Annotated in this window: 17 protein-coding genes; 7 read left to right on the forward strand and 10 right to left on the reverse strand. The window is 65.7% G+C overall.

The window, feature by feature from the left end; all coding sequences use genetic code 11:
• Positions 1 to 26 precede the first annotated feature (26 nt).
• The gene (locus H8F25_RS17290; RefSeq protein ID WP_197211474.1) at positions 27 to 1,229 is read right to left on the reverse strand and encodes a mechanosensitive ion channel family protein; all 1,203 of its coding nucleotides are present in this window, start codon (positions 1,227 to 1,229) and stop codon (positions 27 to 29) included.
• Between the two features lie 4 nt (positions 1,230 to 1,233).
• Positions 1,234 to 2,589 (reverse strand): hypothetical protein, encoded by a 1,356-nt coding sequence (locus H8F25_RS17295; RefSeq protein WP_197211475.1) that lies wholly within the window; start codon positions 2,587 to 2,589, stop codon positions 1,234 to 1,236.
• Positions 2,590 to 2,822: 233 nt separating this feature from the next.
• Here H8F25_RS17295 and hemE point away from each other — a divergent pair, with 233 nt between their 5' ends.
• The 3 genes from hemE (at position 2,823) to petJ (ending at position 5,496) form a co-directional block, all read left to right on the forward strand.
• Positions 2,823 to 3,881, forward strand: a complete 1,059-nt coding sequence (gene hemE / locus H8F25_RS17300; protein ID WP_197211476.1) for a uroporphyrinogen decarboxylase — start codon at positions 2,823 to 2,825, stop codon at positions 3,879 to 3,881.
• Positions 3,882 to 3,889: 8 nt separating this feature from the next.
• A complete protein-coding gene (locus H8F25_RS17305; RefSeq protein WP_197211477.1) occupies positions 3,890 to 4,909 on the forward strand; it encodes an NAD(P)-dependent oxidoreductase in 1,020 nt (339 codons plus the stop codon).
• A 245-nt stretch (positions 4,910 to 5,154) separates the two neighbouring features.
• Positions 5,155 to 5,496, forward strand: a complete 342-nt coding sequence (gene petJ, locus H8F25_RS17310) for a cytochrome c6 PetJ (protein WP_197211478.1) — start codon at positions 5,155 to 5,157, stop codon at positions 5,494 to 5,496.
• Between the two features lie 262 nt (positions 5,497 to 5,758).
• Here the strand turns inward: petJ and H8F25_RS17315 are convergent, their stop codons facing one another.
• Complete coding sequence (locus H8F25_RS17315) at positions 5,759 to 5,971, reverse strand: hypothetical protein (RefSeq protein ID WP_197211479.1); 213 nt, start codon at positions 5,969 to 5,971, stop codon at positions 5,759 to 5,761.
• 190 nt (positions 5,972 to 6,161) lie between these two features.
• On the opposite strand from H8F25_RS17315, the gene H8F25_RS17320 reads away from it, so the two are divergent.
• Positions 6,162 to 6,449: a hypothetical protein gene (locus H8F25_RS17320; RefSeq protein ID WP_197211480.1), complete on the forward strand. Its 288-nt coding sequence runs from the start codon at positions 6,162 to 6,164 to the stop codon at positions 6,447 to 6,449.
• Between the two features lie 292 nt (positions 6,450 to 6,741).
• Here the strand turns inward: H8F25_RS17320 and H8F25_RS17900 are convergent, their stop codons facing one another.
• From H8F25_RS17900 to H8F25_RS17340, 4 genes are all read right to left on the reverse strand, one after another.
• Positions 6,742 to 6,990 carry a hypothetical protein gene (locus H8F25_RS17900; RefSeq protein WP_231596945.1) on the reverse strand — a complete coding sequence of 83 codons (249 nt, stop codon included), beginning with the start codon at positions 6,988 to 6,990 and terminating at the stop codon, positions 6,742 to 6,744.
• A 271-nt stretch (positions 6,991 to 7,261) separates the two neighbouring features.
• Complete coding sequence (locus H8F25_RS17330; protein WP_197210104.1) at positions 7,262 to 8,803, reverse strand: IS5 family transposase; 1,542 nt, start codon at positions 8,801 to 8,803, stop codon at positions 7,262 to 7,264.
• 113 nt (positions 8,804 to 8,916) lie between these two features.
• Complete coding sequence (locus H8F25_RS17335; RefSeq protein WP_197210262.1) at positions 8,917 to 10,008, reverse strand: IS630 family transposase; 1,092 nt, start codon at positions 10,006 to 10,008, stop codon at positions 8,917 to 8,919.
• A gap of 57 nt (positions 10,009 to 10,065) precedes the next feature.
• On the reverse strand, positions 10,066 to 10,440 hold the full coding sequence (locus H8F25_RS17340) for a hypothetical protein (protein WP_197211481.1): 375 nt from the start codon (positions 10,438 to 10,440) through the stop codon (positions 10,066 to 10,068).
• A 226-nt stretch (positions 10,441 to 10,666) separates the two neighbouring features.
• On the opposite strand from H8F25_RS17340, the gene H8F25_RS17345 reads away from it, so the two are divergent.
• From H8F25_RS17345 to H8F25_RS17355, 3 genes are all read left to right on the forward strand, one after another.
• On the forward strand, positions 10,667 to 11,002 hold the full coding sequence (locus H8F25_RS17345; protein ID WP_231596946.1) for a hypothetical protein: 336 nt from the start codon (positions 10,667 to 10,669) through the stop codon (positions 11,000 to 11,002).
• Positions 11,003 to 11,148: 146 nt separating this feature from the next.
• Positions 11,149 to 13,779, forward strand: a complete 2,631-nt coding sequence (gene clpB / locus H8F25_RS17350; RefSeq protein WP_197211482.1) for an ATP-dependent chaperone ClpB — start codon at positions 11,149 to 11,151, stop codon at positions 13,777 to 13,779.
• A 35-nt stretch (positions 13,780 to 13,814) separates the two neighbouring features.
• On the forward strand, positions 13,815 to 14,717 hold the full coding sequence (locus H8F25_RS17355) for a mechanosensitive ion channel family protein (protein WP_197214042.1): 903 nt from the start codon (positions 13,815 to 13,817) through the stop codon (positions 14,715 to 14,717).
• Between the two features lie 35 nt (positions 14,718 to 14,752).
• Here the strand turns inward: H8F25_RS17355 and H8F25_RS17360 are convergent, their stop codons facing one another.
• From H8F25_RS17360 to H8F25_RS17370, 3 genes are all read right to left on the reverse strand, one after another.
• Positions 14,753 to 15,040, reverse strand: a complete 288-nt coding sequence (locus H8F25_RS17360; protein ID WP_197211483.1) for a 4a-hydroxytetrahydrobiopterin dehydratase — start codon at positions 15,038 to 15,040, stop codon at positions 14,753 to 14,755.
• Between the two features lie 218 nt (positions 15,041 to 15,258).
• Positions 15,259 to 15,963: a hypothetical protein gene (locus H8F25_RS17365; protein WP_197211484.1), complete on the reverse strand. Its 705-nt coding sequence runs from the start codon at positions 15,961 to 15,963 to the stop codon at positions 15,259 to 15,261.
• Between the two features lie 89 nt (positions 15,964 to 16,052).
• Entirely contained in the window at positions 16,053 to 16,505 is a 453-nt protein-coding gene (locus H8F25_RS17370; RefSeq protein ID WP_197211485.1) for a secondary thiamine-phosphate synthase enzyme YjbQ, read from the reverse strand.
• Positions 16,506 to 16,514: the final 9 nt, after the last annotated feature.

Here is a 16,514-nt window from a genome sequence, read left to right on the forward strand (position 1 = left end):
GGCATGGCCGTGACGGGGGCTGCCGTTCAGGCGGGCCGATCGATGCCCAGATCCTGGAAACGTCTGTAGATCGCCAGACGCAGCTCCGAGGCCACCGCGCCGGCCAGGAGCGGATCGGGAATCGAATAGTTGAGGCTGTAGTCGTAGCGGCGTATCCCGAAGCCCTGCAGCCGGGCCACCGGTGCCGGTTCGGCGAGAACGGACGGATGTTCGGCGGCGATCGTGACGAGCAGGTCGAGAATCTGCTGGGGCGGCCAGGTGCGCGGCACCGCCAGGGCCAGGCTGCAGCGCCGCATCCGGTCGCTGCGGGTGTAGGTGGTCGTGGCGGTGGTGAAGAAGGTCTGGTTCGGCACCACCAGCTCGGCGTTGTCGGTGCTGCGCCAGAGGGTGGTGGCCCGCGGTCCGAGCCGCCGCACCTCGCACACCTCCCCCTCGTGCATGAGCACCTCGCCCGGGCGCACCGAGCCTTCGATCAGCAGCCAGAGGCCGCTGATGATGTTTGAGAACACCTCCTTGATGCCGAAGCCGAGGCCCACCGAGAGGCCGCCGGCCACCGCCAGCATTCCGTTCTGATTGACTCCGAGGCTGGCGAGGGCCCACACCACCCCCAGGGAGAACAGCGCGTAGCGCAGGATCTGCTCGAGCGCCCGGCTGCTCCCCTCGTTCAGGCTGAGGCCGCGTTGGAGCAGCTGGCTCACCCAGCGTGCCGGCAGCTCGACTCCCACCAGCAGCAGGTACAGCACCAGCACCACCTGGCAGAGGCGCCCCTGGGTGATCTCACTGCCGAACCAGACCCCGAGCGAGGCCAGGGCCATGTCCTGGAGGCTGCCGAGCGCATCGAGCAGGGACAGGCCGACATAGATCAGAAACAGCGGCCGGATCAGACGGCTGACCAGGATCTGACGGGCCTCAGCCGTGAGCAGTCGGCAGAGCAGCTGGGACTCGATCAGCTGCAGCGCCAGCCAGATCAGATGGATCTGGATCGCCAGCAGCACCAGCCCGAGGCGCTGGCCGGCCAGCGCCAGCAGCAGGGCGATCAGCAGCTCCCCGAGCAGCAGCAGCACGGAGGCGGGCCAACGCCAGAGCAGGCGCAGTCGCGGCAGGGGCGGCAGACGCCGCAGCTGCACCAGGGCCAGGGCCAGGGCCGCCAGTGCCAGCAGCTGCAGCAGCACGCTCGGACGCTGCAGGAACGTCAGCCATCCCAGGATTTCCGAGATGAGGAACTCCATGGGCTCAGCGCTCCCTGGCGGAGCCCTGCGGCAGCGCCAGCAGCGCGTCGGCGCCCTGCTGCGGGGTGTAGAGGCCCACCATCACATCGGTGATCACGGCTTCGACCCTGGGGAGCATCCGTTGCAGTCGGTCCAGGGAAAAGGGTGTCTGCAGCAGGCTGGAGCTGCTCTGCCGGAACTGCTGTTCCGCAGTGGCGAGGGTCGCCAGCCGGCTCGAGCTCGCCACCGGGATCGGCACGAAGCGGTTGGCCGGCAGCAGGGCGTGGCCGAGGACCATCAACTGGCGCTGGATCAGCGGGTCGAGGCTCAGGGCCGCCAGTTGCAGCGCCAGTCGCCGTTGCTCGGGCGTCGAATCCCGCCCCAGAGTCCAGACGCGGCTGGTGAAGAAGGGGCTGGCCGGTCCCGCCGGACCACTCGGCAGGGTCGCGACGCCGAGATGACGGCCCATGGTGCGATCGAGCCGCATCAGGGTGGGGCTGAAGCAGGGTGCCCAGGCAAACTGACCCGATTCGAGCCCCAGGGTGAGCTCCTGCGGACCGCTGGCGATCTCGATCCGGCTCTGCAGCACCGCCTGCCTCAGCCAGGTGAGCCAGCGCACCAGCGCTTCACGCTGCTTCGCCGTGGTCGCGGCGCTGGGGGCAGTGGCCGCGGCGTCTCCGAGCACGATCGTAGTCATCGCCTCCTCGGCTCCGAGCGGCCCGGCTGTCCACCAGAGTCCCGTCGGATCCACCGACAGGCCGACGGACCGGCCCGAGGCTGCAACCGCCAGAAGCTCCGCCAGGTTGGTGGGAGGCTGCTTCAGACGTCGTCGGTCGTAGCAGGCGAGGGTGAACTCGCCGAACACCGGCAGGCCCGCGATGCCCTGCGGGGTGGAGACGCGTTGCAGATCCGACGGCTCGACCAGTTGGAGCAGACGCTGAACGGAAGGATCCCGAGCCGGCAGCGTGTCGATCAGCTCCTTCTGCATCAGCGAGACCGCCTGGGGGGAGCGCAGCAGCAGCAGATCCGGTCCCAGCCCACGGCTGCTCCGGGCCCGCAGCGTCTCGGTCAGGGTGTCCTGCTGCAGGAGCGTCATCTGAACGTCGACCCGGGGCTGCAGTCGGCGGAACGCCCGAAGCAGCGGTTCCAGGGCCTTGCTGTCACGCAGATAGTCCTTGCGCAACCAATCGAGTCGGTCGGCTGGCACCAGCACCACGTGCAGCGTCTGGCGGGGCGGGAACGGGGAGCTGGTGGAGCACCCCGTCACCAGGCTGAGCAGAGACAGCAGGGCGATGCTGCTCGTGCGTCGCGCCGGCGGCTGGAACGCGGGCCGGCAGGCACGCCTGACCCCGGCCTGAAGGGCCAGCAGGCGGGCTGCCATCCGCCGTGCCAGTGCCCTCGGATGAAGCGGCGGCCACTCGCGGGACAGGCTGGAGATCGTTTGGGAACCAATGGTGAGCGCCATTGTGATCGGCGGCGACGGCGTCCGCAGGAGCGGTGCGATGAACGGCGTCGCCATGACCATTCAGCAGGGTTGCAACAGCTGTGCGGAGCCGTGCGGATGCCGGTGAGTCTCTCGGCTAAGTTTCGCGATCGCCCTCCCGTTGCGCCTCCATGACCGACACCGCTCCCCTGCTGCTGCGTGCCGCCCGCGGGGAGCAGGTGGAGCGTCCCCCGGTGTGGATGATGCGCCAGGCCGGTCGGTATATGAAGGTGTATCGCGACCTGCGCGACCGCCACCCCGGCTTCCGCGAGCGCTCGGAGAACCCGGATCTCTCGTACGAGATCTCGATGCAGCCCTTTCACGCCTTCCGGCCCGATGGCGTGATCCTCTTCTCCGACATCCTCACGCCGCTGCCCGGCATGGGCATCGACTTCGACATCATCGAGAGCAAGGGCCCGATCATTCAGGATCCGATCCGCTCCATGGCCCAGGTGGAGGCCCTGCGGCCCCTGCAGCCGGCCGAGACCATGCCCTTCGTAGGTGAGGTGCTGACCCGTCTGCGTCAGTCGGTGGGCAACGAGGCCGCCGTGCTCGGCTTCGTCGGCGCCCCCTGGACCCTGGCCGCCTACGTGGTGGAGGGCAAGAGCTCCAAGAATTACGCGGTGATCAAGGCGATGGCCTTCCGCGAGCCCGAGCTGCTGCACAGGCTGCTCGATCATTTCGCGGAGTCGATCGCCGCCTACCTGCGGTACCAGATCGATTCCGGTGCCCAGGTGGTGCAGATGTTCGATTCCTGGGCCGGCCAGCTCAGCCCCATGGATTACGACACCTTCGCCGCCCCGTATCAGAAGAAGGTGGTCGATCTGGTCAAGCAGACCCACCCCGATACCCCCTTCATCCTGTACATCTCCGGCAGCGCCGGCGTGATCGAACGCATGGCCCGCACCGGCGTCGACATCGTGTCACTGGACTGGACCGTCGACATGGCCGAGGGGCTGGCCCGTCTTCCCGGGCATGTGGGTGTTCAGGGCAACGTGGACCCGGGTCTGCTGTTCGGCAGCCAGGAGGCCATCCAGGCCCGCATCGACGACACGGTGCGCAAGGCCCGCGGCCGCAGGCACATCCTCAACCTCGGCCACGGGATCCTGCCCGGCACGCCCGAGGAGAACGGCCAGTTCTTCTTTGAGGCCGGCAAGAGCGTGATGGACCGCCTCGGAGCCCTGGTTTGAGCGGCCCGGTGCCGTCTGCCGCCGCCGGTCCGGCGCGGATCCTGATCACCGGCGCCTCGGGCTGCGTCGGACAGCACATCGCCGACCAGCTGTACCGGGGCAGCGACGCCGAGTTGCTGCTGTGGCTGCGTGATCCCAGCAAGCTGACGGCGGTGCCCGCGGATGATCCGCGCATCACGCTGCTGGTGGGCGATCTGCGTGATGTCGAACCGCACCGCCAGGCGATCGCCTCTGTCACGCGCATCATCCACACCGCTACGGCCTGGGGCGATCCGGAGCGGGCCCGCCAGGTGAATGTCGTGGCCGTCAAGGAGATGCTGGCCGCCGCAGATCCGGCCGTGCTGGAGCAGGTGGTGTACTTCTCCACCGCCAGCATCCTCGACCGCAACCTGCAGCTGTTGCCGGAGGCGATGGCCTGCGGCACCGAATACATCCAGACCAAGGCCCAGTGCCTCGCGCAGCTGGAGAACCACCCGCTCGGCGAGCGGATCGTGGCGGTGTTCCCGACCCTGGTGTTCGGCGGTCGGGTGGATGGCAGCGGGCCGTTCCCCACCAGCTACCTGACAGCCGGACTCAAGGAGGGGGTGCGCTGGCTGTGGCTGGCGAAATGGCTGCGGGCCGACGCCTCGTTCCATTTCATCCATGCCGGCGACATCGCCCGGGTGTGCGTGCATCTGGCCACCACGGCCCATCAGCCCAACCCCGAGCCGGGCCAGGGGCCTGTGCGGCGGCTGGTGCTGGGGCAACCGCCGGTCACCGTCAACGAGACGGTGCGTCGTCTCTGCCGCTGGCGCCACAGCTTCTATCCCCCCGTCGGGCTGGACCTGCGCGGCTGGCTGATCGAGGGACTGATCAAGTTGCTGCGCATCGAGGTGAATGCCTGGGATCGCTTCTCGATCCGTCAGCGCCATTTCGTCCACGATCCTGTGAGCCCGCCCGAGCGCTTCGGCCTGGTGAGTCAGGCGCCGACGCTGGAGGCCGTGTTCGAGCAGGCCGGTCTGCCGCGGCGCGGCCGCATTCCGGGCTGAACCTGCGCGGAGCAGGGCCCCGGGTCGCGGTCGATCTGATTGCAGCGGCAGCACGTCCAGCCCCCGTGCTGATGCCGTTTGGGATCAGGTCGCTCCCCCTGGCAGGTGGGTCGCAGGGGGGAAGGTACGAATGGTTACAGGGTTTTGTTGCGATTGGCGCCATCCCCTGCAGCCGGTGCAACCCGCCACCTAATTTGGCCGGGTTGATGTGGCACACACCCACCTCGCCTCTCATGCGCCCTCTCATGGCTCGTCTTTTCTCTCTCTTCGCTCTGTGCCTGGCGCTGGTGCTGGGTGCCTCCCCGAGCTTCGCTGCCGACGCCGCCCACGGCGGTCAGATCTTCTCCGCCAACTGCGCTGCCTGCCACATGGGCGGCGGCAACGTGGTGAATGCTGAGCGCACCCTCAAGAAGGATGCCCTCGAGGCTTACCTGGCCAACTACGCCGACGGCCATGAGGCCGCCATCGTCATGCAGGTCACCAATGGCAAGAACGCCATGCCCGCTTTCGGCGGCAAGCTGAGTGCCACCGATATCGAAGACGTGGCTGCCTACGTCGAGTCCCAGGCCAGCGCCGGTTGGTCCTGATCCGACTGAACCAGATCTCCGAATTTCGTTCGGAATTGCCAACTGCTCTCCCCCGACCACTCGGTCGGGGGATTTTTTTCTGGCATCTCCGCCGCTGTTCCTGCCGGTCTGTGAATCGATTGCCGGTGGTCTGGCAGCTGATCTGATCCGGCCTTCAGTCCGCACCGCCCGATCCAGCGGCTTCGATCCCTCGCTGAGGGTTGTTTCTGCACGTGAGTTGCAAGCAGGCTGTCGCGGGCGTCCCGTGCGCCTCCATGGGATGTCACCCGTCCTGCTCCCGCCGTCTGGCGAGCACGGCGAGGTAGAGGTCTTCATCGACCTCCCGGATGTCGTACTCCGACGGCGGCACGCCGTGCTGGTGCTGGTGGCAGGCCATCCAGCAGTTGCGCTCGGGGTCGCTGGCGGTGCCGTCGAACTGACGTGAGGCCTGCACCAGCTGATCGAGAAGCGTGGAATCAACGTGGGAAGAATCCATGAACACGCGGCAGAATGGTGGCCAGCACCTGACGGCTGGAGGCCGCATCATCGCCCGACGCACCCTGCCTCTGTCGCCTCGTTTCCCCCGCAGTCACCCTGCTGTGAGCCGTTTTCGCCGGAGCCTCAGGCCAACCCGTGGCGCACGTGGCCTCATCGCCCCTCTCCCGGCATGCAGACCCCTGGTCCTGGTGCTTGCTGGCTTCACCCTGGTGCTCTCCTGCCTTCCGGCCCAGGCCCAGCGCCCCTCCCCGAATCAGCCGCTGGCGATCGATGGGCTGCCGCCGCCGCCCTGCCCCCTGCTGGTGCCCGACTCCGATTACGCCCTGCAGCCCCTGCGCATCCACCCATCCCAGGTGGCCCGCAAGAACGCCGTGGGCTGCCTTTCGCCGGCCGATGCCTCCGTGTACGGCCCGGATGGTTGCCCGGTGAAGCTGTGCCATCCGCCTCAGGGCACGATGCCGCTGCCACAGTTCTGAACGACTGCAGCCCCGTCATTGGTGCGCCTGCGAGTCGTTGCCGTCGGCGTTGTTGACAGCTGGCGTGCTGTGCGGGCATGGCCCTGGCGCCCGCTTCCACGGCGGGACCGGCGAGGCGACCAAGCGAAAGGCCTTCAGGGTGCCTGTCAGGTGTTCTGCCCCTCCGCAGGAGCGTGGTTAGGGGACTCCGCCCGGCCAGCGGCCTTGGCTCGTCTCAGGATTACCCTGGTGTCAGAGGCCTGGGTGGCTGCCTCTGGAGAGGCTGGCCGCCCAGGCCTGGATTCGGCTTCGCTCAGCTGCCGGAGCCGTAGGCCACCTGGCAGACGGCATTGAGCAGCTGGGCCTGATCGGAGGTGCCGGGAATCTGACCATTGAGCAGGCCTTCCTGGCAGTTCACCGCCCCCATCAGGGTGCTGCCGTCGACGTTGTAGCTGAAGCTGGCGCCTGCGCTGCCCACCGCTTCAACCGAGCCGTAGTTGAGTTCGTAGCTGGTCTGGGGCACCACGATCACGTTGGATTGCTGATCGGCGGCACTGTTCACCAGCGAGGTGATCGCCGCGCCGGTGGCCAGGCCGGCGATGCCCCAGGCCGCGGCGCTGCCGCCCCACCAACCCCAGTTGCCCCAGCCGCGATACCAGCCGGTGTTCCAGGGGCGGTTGTTCCAGTAGCCGCCGTTGCGCCAGTTGTTGTTCCAGCCGTTGTAGTTAGAGCTTGCTGAATTTCGATTGTGGGCTTTTCCGGCGCGTCAAAGGCGGATCTCTTGGCCCGCACGCCCGAGCAGTGGTGACCGCAGTTTTACTCCTGGAAGCTGACTAAGCAGCCCACAGAAGCGCTGGACGGCACCGGACAGTGCACAAACCAAGCATCAGGATGTACACAGAGACAAAAATAGCGAACAAGAGGCGCAGTAGCCTCATGATCTTCTCGACATTCATGACAAAGAACGCCATCGTGATCACTGTTCTTGATGTTTCAACCAACTTGGTTAGGATTCGATCCAGTCCGTATTTCCGCTTGCCCGTCCCGATTCTTCCCTCGATCACGGAACGCTTTCTCATGTCTGATTTGAACAGCTCTTGCTGCTCTGCTGTCTGCACCTCGGCTTCGACCTGCTTCTTGCGTGGGCGGCCGCTGAGTCTGATTTTATTAGCCTCACAGAACTTCTTGCTTCCAGATGTCATATAGATTGAATCGGCACAGATCCGGGCCGGGTAGTATCCTCGCTCTTCCTTGTATTGCTCGGCACGTGTGATCAGATCGTTGGCTTCATTGTAGTTGTCCCAGCTGATCCGATCCACATCGACAAAGCCATTGTCATCAGAAATTGAAATCTTGGCCCCGAACTCGGTTTTCTTGCCCGCCTTGCCTCGCACGATCGGTCTTACATGTGGCTTCATCAGATTCACGATCCTGTCATCGATGCGCCGGCTGTCAGCGTTATACATCTCCTGTTGCTGCCGGGCGACTTCACTGGCGATCAGCAGCTTGCGGTACAGCTGTGAACCAAGCCCCGAAAGCTCTGCACCGCAATAGATCATGCCGTCAATTGCTCTGAGATTACGGCTGATCTCGTTGAGCTGGAAGCGTTTCGCCTCCCGGATCTCCTCACGGCTTGGCTTTTTCTTTTTGATGATAACCAGGAATAGGTTATGAGCTTTTACGCTATTGCAGCGCGGCTTGCGGGGAATCTTGCCCTGTAACTGCTTGAACAACTCGTCAATGACCTTCTCCGTTGTGTCCCGGGACTCAGCAAGCAGCCTCAAGTCCACTGGGTAGGGGATGTCATCAGGCACGCAGGTTGCATCAAGGATCAGAGTTCCCCAGTTGCTGCCAGGATCGAGCGATGCTGGCTTCACCCCCAGCTCTTCCTCAATGGCCGCAAGCTGCTTGTGATCCTCTGCAGTCATGCCGTCTTCCTGCTCGCAAGTAGCGAGCATCTCCTGAATCATTGCGATCCCGTTGGCCTTGGTCATAGCATTGCAGACCTTGATCAGCTCAGGGCCAATTCGCTTGCGAAAGTGCACCATCATGGAGGCGTCAAACGGCGGCAGGGGCTGGTAACCGCTCAAGCCAATGAAAAATTGCAGATAGGGTGATTCCGTGATCAGCTCCACCGTCTCTCGATCCGTCACTCCCAATCGTCGTTGGATGTAGAGCGCACCGAACGCCATCTGGAAGGGCTTGGCTGGGGCTCCTGTCTTGGCGCTGAACTGGGGCGCGTAGTGGCTTTCCAGTTGAATCCACGGAATCAACTTGTGGAGCAGAACCCAGCGGTTGTTGGGATCGAGCTTCCCGCCAAAGGGCGAGTGAAACTCCTCAATCGACAGCTGACCGGTGTGCTGAAAAACGTACATTTGCGTGTCAGCAGGTTCTTCTAGGCCAGGAATGGCTGATTACAGGCCATCCTATCATGAGATTCCTGTTGGAATCAACTGCGGGGCAGTGGGTCTGGGATTCTCAGCAGGCCCTAGTGTGCCGTCCCAGAGATTTGCGCACAAAGCCGCTGGAGCTTCTCCAGGATTGAGTCAGCTGTCGCCGTCCAGTTGAACGGGGCCTTGGTCGTGTTGTAGGCGGCCACAAACTGCTCGATCCTGGCGATCAGCTCTTTGACGCTGGAGAAGCTGCCGCGCCGGATTGCCCGCTGGGTGATCAGTCCAAACCAGCGCTCCACCTGGTTGAGCCAGGAGGCGTAGGTGGGGGTGTAGTGGACGTGGAAACGGGGACGCTGGGCCAGCCAGGCACGCACCTTGGCGTGCTTGTGGGTGCAGTAGTTGTCCACGATCAAGTGCAGGTCCAGATCCTCGGGGACGGACTTCTCGATCTGCCTGAGGAACCCCAGGAACTCCTGGTGGCGGTGCCGGGGTTTGCACTGAGTGATTACCTCACCGGTCGCCACGTCCAGCGCGGCAAACAGGGTCGTGGTGCCGTGGCGGATGTAGTCATGCGTCACACCCTCCACGTAGCCCAGCCCCATGGGCAGCAGCGGTTGGGTGCGGTCGAGGGCCTGGATCTGCGTCTTCTCGTCGACGCAGAGCACCATCGCCTTGTCGGGCGGGTTCAGGTACAGGCCAACGATGTCCCGAACCTTCTCCACAAAGAACGGATCGGTGGAGAGCTTGAACGATTTCTGCCGGTGGGGCTGGAGCGAGAAGGTCTGCAGCCAGCGGTGAACCGTGGACTTGGAGATCCCTGTTTCTGCGGCCAAAGTCCGAGCGCTCCAGTGCGTGCTGCCATCGGTTGGCTTGCTCTGCAGGGCTCGGTTGATCACCTCCGCCACCGTGTCGTCCTCATAGGTCCGCGGGCGGCCTGAACGGAGCTCGTCGTGCAGCCCCTCGATCCCCAGATCGAGGTAGCGCTGCCGCCATTTGCCCACCGTTGCGCTGCGAACGCCAAATCGCTTGGCAACTGAGGTGTTGGTGTCACCAGCTGCGCAGGCCAGGACGATCTGCGCCCGCTGAACGATCGAATGGGGCAAGGACCTTGATCCAGCCAGGCTCTGGAGCTGGCTGGCCTCATCAGCCGACAGCTCCAGAGGAGCCATGGGGCGCCCGCTTGGCATGAAACGACCCCCTCGGGAGACACTTCATATTGTAGCGGCTATTTGCGGGACGGCACACTAGTTACGGTTGTAGAAATTGTTGTTGACGTTCACATTGCGGTTGAACGTGTCGTTGTTGAAGCTGTTGCGGTTGCCGTCGAAATTATTGTTGGACGTGCTGCGGTTGACGTCCGAGCGATTGACATCACTGCGATCGAGCGACCCGTTGTTCCAGGCCGGCCGGGCCCCCTCGCCGTACATCGGGTGATAACCGTTGTAGCCCCGTTGGACGTCATTGTTCTGAAAGTGATAGCTGCCGCCTCCCCAGACACCGCCCGGCCGGGCGGCGGGGGCGCGGAAACCGCCGAACCCACGAGGGGCGGCAAGGGCGAGTGAGGGAGAAAGGCTGCCGGCGAGCAACAGGGTCGAGAGCAGCAGGGGTTGGAGGCGCATCGGAGCTGAGGAGTTCGGACAGGGCTGGGCCTGCGACAGGCCGCGCTCCCTGTTGGCTGGCCGGCGGGCTCGCCGATCCAGACAGGTGCAGGGTTCCTTCACAGTTTCCGCCATCAGCTGCCGCCGCGACCAACCGTGGTCACAGTGAACCTGTTCCGCACACGATCCAGGAGTGTTGCCGATGCTCTCAATCCGACATGTCCCCGGTGCCCTGCTGGGTGCCGTTGTGACCTCAGCTCTGCCCGCATTGCTCTTCGGCGGGCCCGTGCTGGCGCAGGTGAGCGACGCCAATGTGCGCGCCGTCAACACCGCCCGCAACTGGGCGGTGAACGCCAACGGCGGCCTGTCGGTCTATGTCCCCGCGTCCTGCATGTTCGAAACGGCCAATGGGGGCGGTTCCTGCCTGGTCAACAGCACGCCCCAGGGCTTTTTCTTTCGCTTCGTGGGTGGCACGCCCGGCTGGCAGGTGGAGGGACGGCCACCCAGCCTGGAGACGCAGATTCAGGTCTCTCCGGATGGCCGCAGCGTCGTGAATGTTCCCTACAACGGCGCACCCCGCTGACGGTTAACCGGCCGGCCGGGTCGGCGTCCCTCCCCCCGGGGAGGAGCGCCGACCGTTGAGGTTCGGTCCTCCCACTCGGCTTCACCAGCCGACCTCCATACGGTTCTCCTACATCCAGACACCCCATCCCAGCGGAGATCCCCTTCATGCATCCCACCGCCGAACTGTTCACTGAAAAGGCCTGGGCCGCCGTGGTTGCGGCGCAGCAGCTGGCGCAGCAGAAGCGCCAGCAGCAGATGGAGAGCGAGCATCTGCTGGCTGCCCTTCTGGCCCAGCAGGGGCTGGCCGGGCGCATCCTCGAGAAAGGCGGCGTCGATGTCGGCACGCTGGTGCAGAAGGTTGATTCCTTCATCGCCGGACAGCCGAGCCTGAGCTCGCCACCCGACAACGTCTATCTGGGCAAGGGCCTCAACGGCGTGCTCGATCAGGCCGATGCGCTCAAGCAGAGCTACGGAGACAGCTACATCTCGATCGAGCATCTGCTGCTGGCCCTGGCGATCGATGATCGCTGCGGCAAGCAGCTGCTCTCCCAGGCCGGCACCAACGCAGACAAGCTCAAGGACGCCGTCGCCGCCATCCGCGGCTCCCAGAAAGTGACCGACCAGAACCCTGAAGGCACCTACGAATCGCTGGAGAAGTACGGCCGCGACCTGACGGCAGCCGCCCGTGAGGGCAAGCTCGATCCGGTGATCGGCCGCGACGAGGAGATCCGCCGCACGATTCAGATCCTCAGCCGCCGCACCAAGAACAACCCGGTGCTGATCGGTGAACCAGGCGTTGGCAAGACGGCGATCGTCGAGGGTCTCGCCCAGCGCATCGTCAACGGCGACGTGCCCCAGGCCCTGCAGAACCGCCAGCTCATCGCCCTCGACATGGGGGCCCTGATCGCCGGCGCCAAGTACCGCGGTGAGTTCGAGGAGCGGCTCAAGGCCGTGCTCAAGGAGGTCACCGACTCCCAGGGGCAGATCGTGCTGTTCATCGACGAGATCCACACCGTCGTCGGCGCCGGCGCCACCGGTGGCGCCATGGACGCCAGCAACCTGCTCAAGCCGATGCTGGCCCGCGGCGAGCTGCGCTGCATCGGCGCCACCACCCTCGATGAGCACCGCCAGCACATCGAGAAGGATCCGGCCTTGGAGCGGCGCTTCCAGCAGGTGTTCGTCGATCAGCCCACGGTGGAGGACACGATCTCGATCCTGCGCGGCCTCAAGGAGCGCTACGAGGTGCACCACGGCGTGCGCATCGCTGACAACGCCCTGGTGGCGGCGGCTGTGCTCTCCAGCCGCTACATCGCCGATCGCTTCCTGCCCGACAAGGCGATTGATCTGGTCGATGAATCGGCCGCCCGCCTGAAGATGGAGATCACCTCCAAGCCCGAGCAGATCGATGAACTCGATCGCCGCATTCTGCAGCTGGAGATGGAGAAGCTCTCCCTCGGCCGTGAATCCGATGCCGCCAGCCGCGATCGACTGGAGAAGCTCGAGAAGGAGCTGGCCGATCTGAGCGAGCAGCAGAGCAACCTCAATGCCCAGTGGCAGAAGGAGAAGGGCTCGATCGATGAACTGAGTGCGATCAAGGAGGAGATCGAGCAGGTGCAGCTGCAGGTGGAGCAGGCGAAGCGCAGCTACGACCTCAACAAGGCCGCCGAACTCGAGTACGGCACCCTGGCGGAGCTGCACAAGAAACTGGCGGCCAAGGAGGAGGAGCTGAGCGGCGGTGGCGGTGACAAGACGCTGCTGCGTGAGGAGGTCACCGAGGACGACATCGCCGAGGTGATCGCCAAGTGGACCGGCATTCCGGTGAGCAAGCTGGTGCAGAGCGAGATGGAGAAACTGCTGCATCTCGAGGATGAACTGCACACCCGCGTCATCGGTCAGGAGCAGGCGGTCACCGCTGTCGCCGATGCGATCCAGCGTTCGCGTGCCGGCCTGAGCGATCCCAACCGGCCGATTGCCAGCTTCCTGTTCCTCGGCCCCACCGGTGTGGGCAAAACCGAGCTGTCCAAGGCCCTGGCCTCGCAGCTGTTCGATTCGGAGGAGGCGATGGTGCGCATCGACATGTCCGAGTACATGGAGAAGCACGCCGTCAGCCGTTTGATCGGAGCCCCTCCGGGCTACGTGGGCTACGAGGAGGGCGGCCAGCTCACCGAGGCGGTGCGGCGCCGGCCCTACGCGGTGATCCTGTTCGACGAGGTGGAGAAGGCCCACCCCGATGTGTTCAATGTGATGCTGCAGATCCTCGATGATGGCCGCGTCACCGATGGCCAGGGCCGCACGGTGGATTTCACCAATACGGTGCTGATCCTAACCAGCAACATCGGCAGCAGTTCGATTCTCGATCTGGCCGGCGATCCCGCCCGTCACGGCGAGATGGAGAAGCGGGTGAACGAGGCTCTGCGGGCCCACTTCCGCCCCGAGTTCCTCAACCGCCTCGATGAATCGATCATCTTCCACAGCCTCAAGGCCGAGGAACTGCGTCAGATCGTCGAGCTGCAGGTGAAGCGACTGGCCAGGCGCCTCGAGGAGAGGAAGCTGGGTCTGCAGCTCAACGCCGCTGCCCTCGACTGGCTCGCCGGTGTGGGTTACGACCCGGTGTACGGTGCGCGCCCCCTCAAGCGCGCCATCCAGCGCGAACTGGAAACCCCGATCGCCAAGGGCATCCTGGCCGGCACCTTCCTTGCCGGCGCCACGATCGCGGTGGATGTGGAACCCGCCGGCGACGTCAGCCGCCTGCGCTTCCAGGCCAGCGACCCGGCCCGGCTGCCGGCACTCGTGTAGCGGGGGAGCCGCGGGTGGCCCCCTCGCCCATCCCGATGGCCACCAGCAGCAGCTGGTGGCAGTTGCCGCTGGTGAGCCAATCGCTGGCGGCAGTGGTCGGTGCCGGGGCGATCGTGCTGGTGGTCAAGTTGATCCAGGCAACGCTGATCCGGCGCCTGACTGACCCCGACAGCCGTTACTACGCCCGCAAACTGGTGACCCTCGGGGGATGGCTCGCCGTTGCTCTGCTGATCACGGTGGTGTTTCGGGACCGGCTCGGCGGACTGCCTGTGGCCATCGGGGTGGCGAGTGCCGGCATCGCCTTCGCGCTGCAGGAGGTGATCGGAAGCATCGCCGGCTGGATCGCCATCTCCTTCGGCAATTTCTACTCCCCCGGCGACCGCGTGCAGCTGGGAGGGATCCGCGGAGACGTGATCGACATCGGCATCCTGCGCACCACCCTGATGGAACTGGGGGAATGGGTGGCTTCGGATCTCTACACCGGGAGGGTGGTGCGCATCGCCAACAGTTTTGTGTTCAAGGAGCCGGTGTTCAACTATTCAGGTGACTTCCCGTTCCTCTGGGACGAGGTGCGGATTCCAGTGCAGCACGGCTGCGATCATCGGCTGGCGCGGCAGCTGCTCGAGGAGGTGCTGCAGGAGGTGTGCTCGGAGGATTTGATCCGCGACTCGCGCCAGGCCTGGCAACGGCTGGTGCGCCGCTACCTGCTCGAGAACGCCAGCCTTGAGCCCGCGGTGAGCCTGGTGATCACCGACAACTGGATGGAGTTCACGCTCCGCTATCTGGTCGATTACAAGCGGCGGCGCAGCACGCGCGATCGTCTCTCGATGCGGGTGCTGGATGCCTTTGCCGACAGCGGCGGAGCCGTGGCGCTGGGTTCGGCCACGTTGCAGCTGGTGGAGCCTGATCCGCTGGAGGTGCGGCTGCAGCGCGACTGAATGATCGTCTGGCGATCACCCATGGTCGCTGGGGTTCAGCCCACGAGGGCATCGATCCGCCTGGCGAGCGCCACATCCAGATCGGACAGGCCACCGGTGTCGTGGGTGGTCAGATCGATCACCACCTGGTTCCAGACGTTGCGCCACTCCGGATGGTGCCCCAGCTGTTCGGCCGCGAGGGCGACGCGGGCCATGAAGCCGAAAGCAGCGCTGAAATCGGCGAAGCGCAGTTCGCGGTGCAGCTTGCCCTCCACCAGGCTCCAGGCCGGCAGCTCGGTGGGCAGGGCCGCGATCGCGGCATCGGTCAGGGGCTGGGCGGCCATGGCGAGGGTTGAACGGTGGATGGGAGGGGAACCGTAGGGGCGGGCCGAGGGAAGCGTTGAGGAACGTGTTGCCGGCGAGGTGCACCGTGTCCCGCAGGACGCCTCCCTCATGGCGGCTCTCCTGGCCGGCCCCAGCGGCCACTGGCCCTGGCGAAGGTCGGGGCCAGGGCGAGTCGGTGTCAACCCGAGTGCGGAGTCGTCGTCCTGAGCTCTCTGATTCAGGGGCCGGCGGCTGGGGGGGATCCCGTCGGGGGTGCCGTCTTGCTCGCCGCACCCGCTGCGGGGGAAGCCGTACCGGCAGGAGCGGCTGGTGGTGCTGAGGTCGGAGCCGCTGTTCCAGGCCGCGGTGCTGTGGCTGCTCCGGTCGGGGCAGTTGATGTGCCGGTCGTTCCCGAGGCTGGCGCCGGCAGGGGCAGCGCGTTGGCGCACAGCGTTGCCACCATCTGCTCTTCACCTCCTGGCGCGGGCAGCCGCCAGCTGCCCCAGGCGCCGCGCTCGCTGCTGCCGCTGCGTTCGGCGTTCGGATTGAAACTGTTGATCTGCAGCTTGCTGCAGTTCACGCCGATCGTGTGATTGACGATCGGGGGGCTGCCCTCGCAGCTGTAGCTGGTGGTGCGGCTGCCATCGGGCTGCAGCTTCCAGCGATCCCAGCGGTAGCTGCAGGTGCCGAAGCGCCGCTGGTCGCCATCCCGCAGCCGCCGGATGCGGTCGAGGACGGCCTGCTGCGCCGATGTGGGCTTGGCGCTGCTCGGGGGCGCGTTCACGCCGGCCGGCTGTGCCGGTGCGGCCGGGGTGGGCACCGGCGTCTCGCTGCCGGCCGCCGGGGGGACCGTCGGGGTGGCGTTGCTCGGCTCGGTCTGGGCCAGGGCCGTTCCCGGAAGCAGCAGAACGGTGGCGGCGAGGACAGGCAGGAGGCGGGGCATGGTCGGGAGGCGATGGCCGCCGCCGGATGACCCCGGGGCGGAGCGGACAGGCTCCTCCCATCCTGGATCCGTGCACCGGGCCTGCGGCGTCACTCGCCGATCAGATGCAGGCTGATATGGCGCTGCATCGGCGCGGCGCGGTGCTCCCAGAGATAGATCGCCTGCCAGGTGCCCAGCAGCAGCCTGCCCCCCTGAAACGACTGGCTGAGGCTGGTGCAGGTCAGGGCCGTGCGGATGTGGGCCGGCATGTCGTCGGCTCCTTCGTCGTCGTGGATGTACGTGCGCAGCTCCCCGTGGCCGCTCACGGGCCGGATCCCCTCCTGGGGCACCAGTGCCCGCAGGTAGGCGGTCAGGTCGGCCAGCACCCGCGGGTCGGCGTTCTCGTTCACGGTCAGCGAGGCACTGCTGTGCAGGCAGCTGATCACGGCGATCCCCGTGTCCAGCCCGCTGGAGCGGATCTCGGCGTTGAGCGCCGCTGTGATGTCGGTGAAACCCTCGCCGCGGGTGTTCAGCGAAAGTCGGCACAGGTTCTGCCGGAGCATGCCAGGGGA

The organism is Synechococcus sp. CBW1004, from assembly GCF_015840715.1.
GTDB lineage: Bacteria > Cyanobacteriota > Cyanobacteriia > PCC-6307 > Cyanobiaceae > Cyanobium.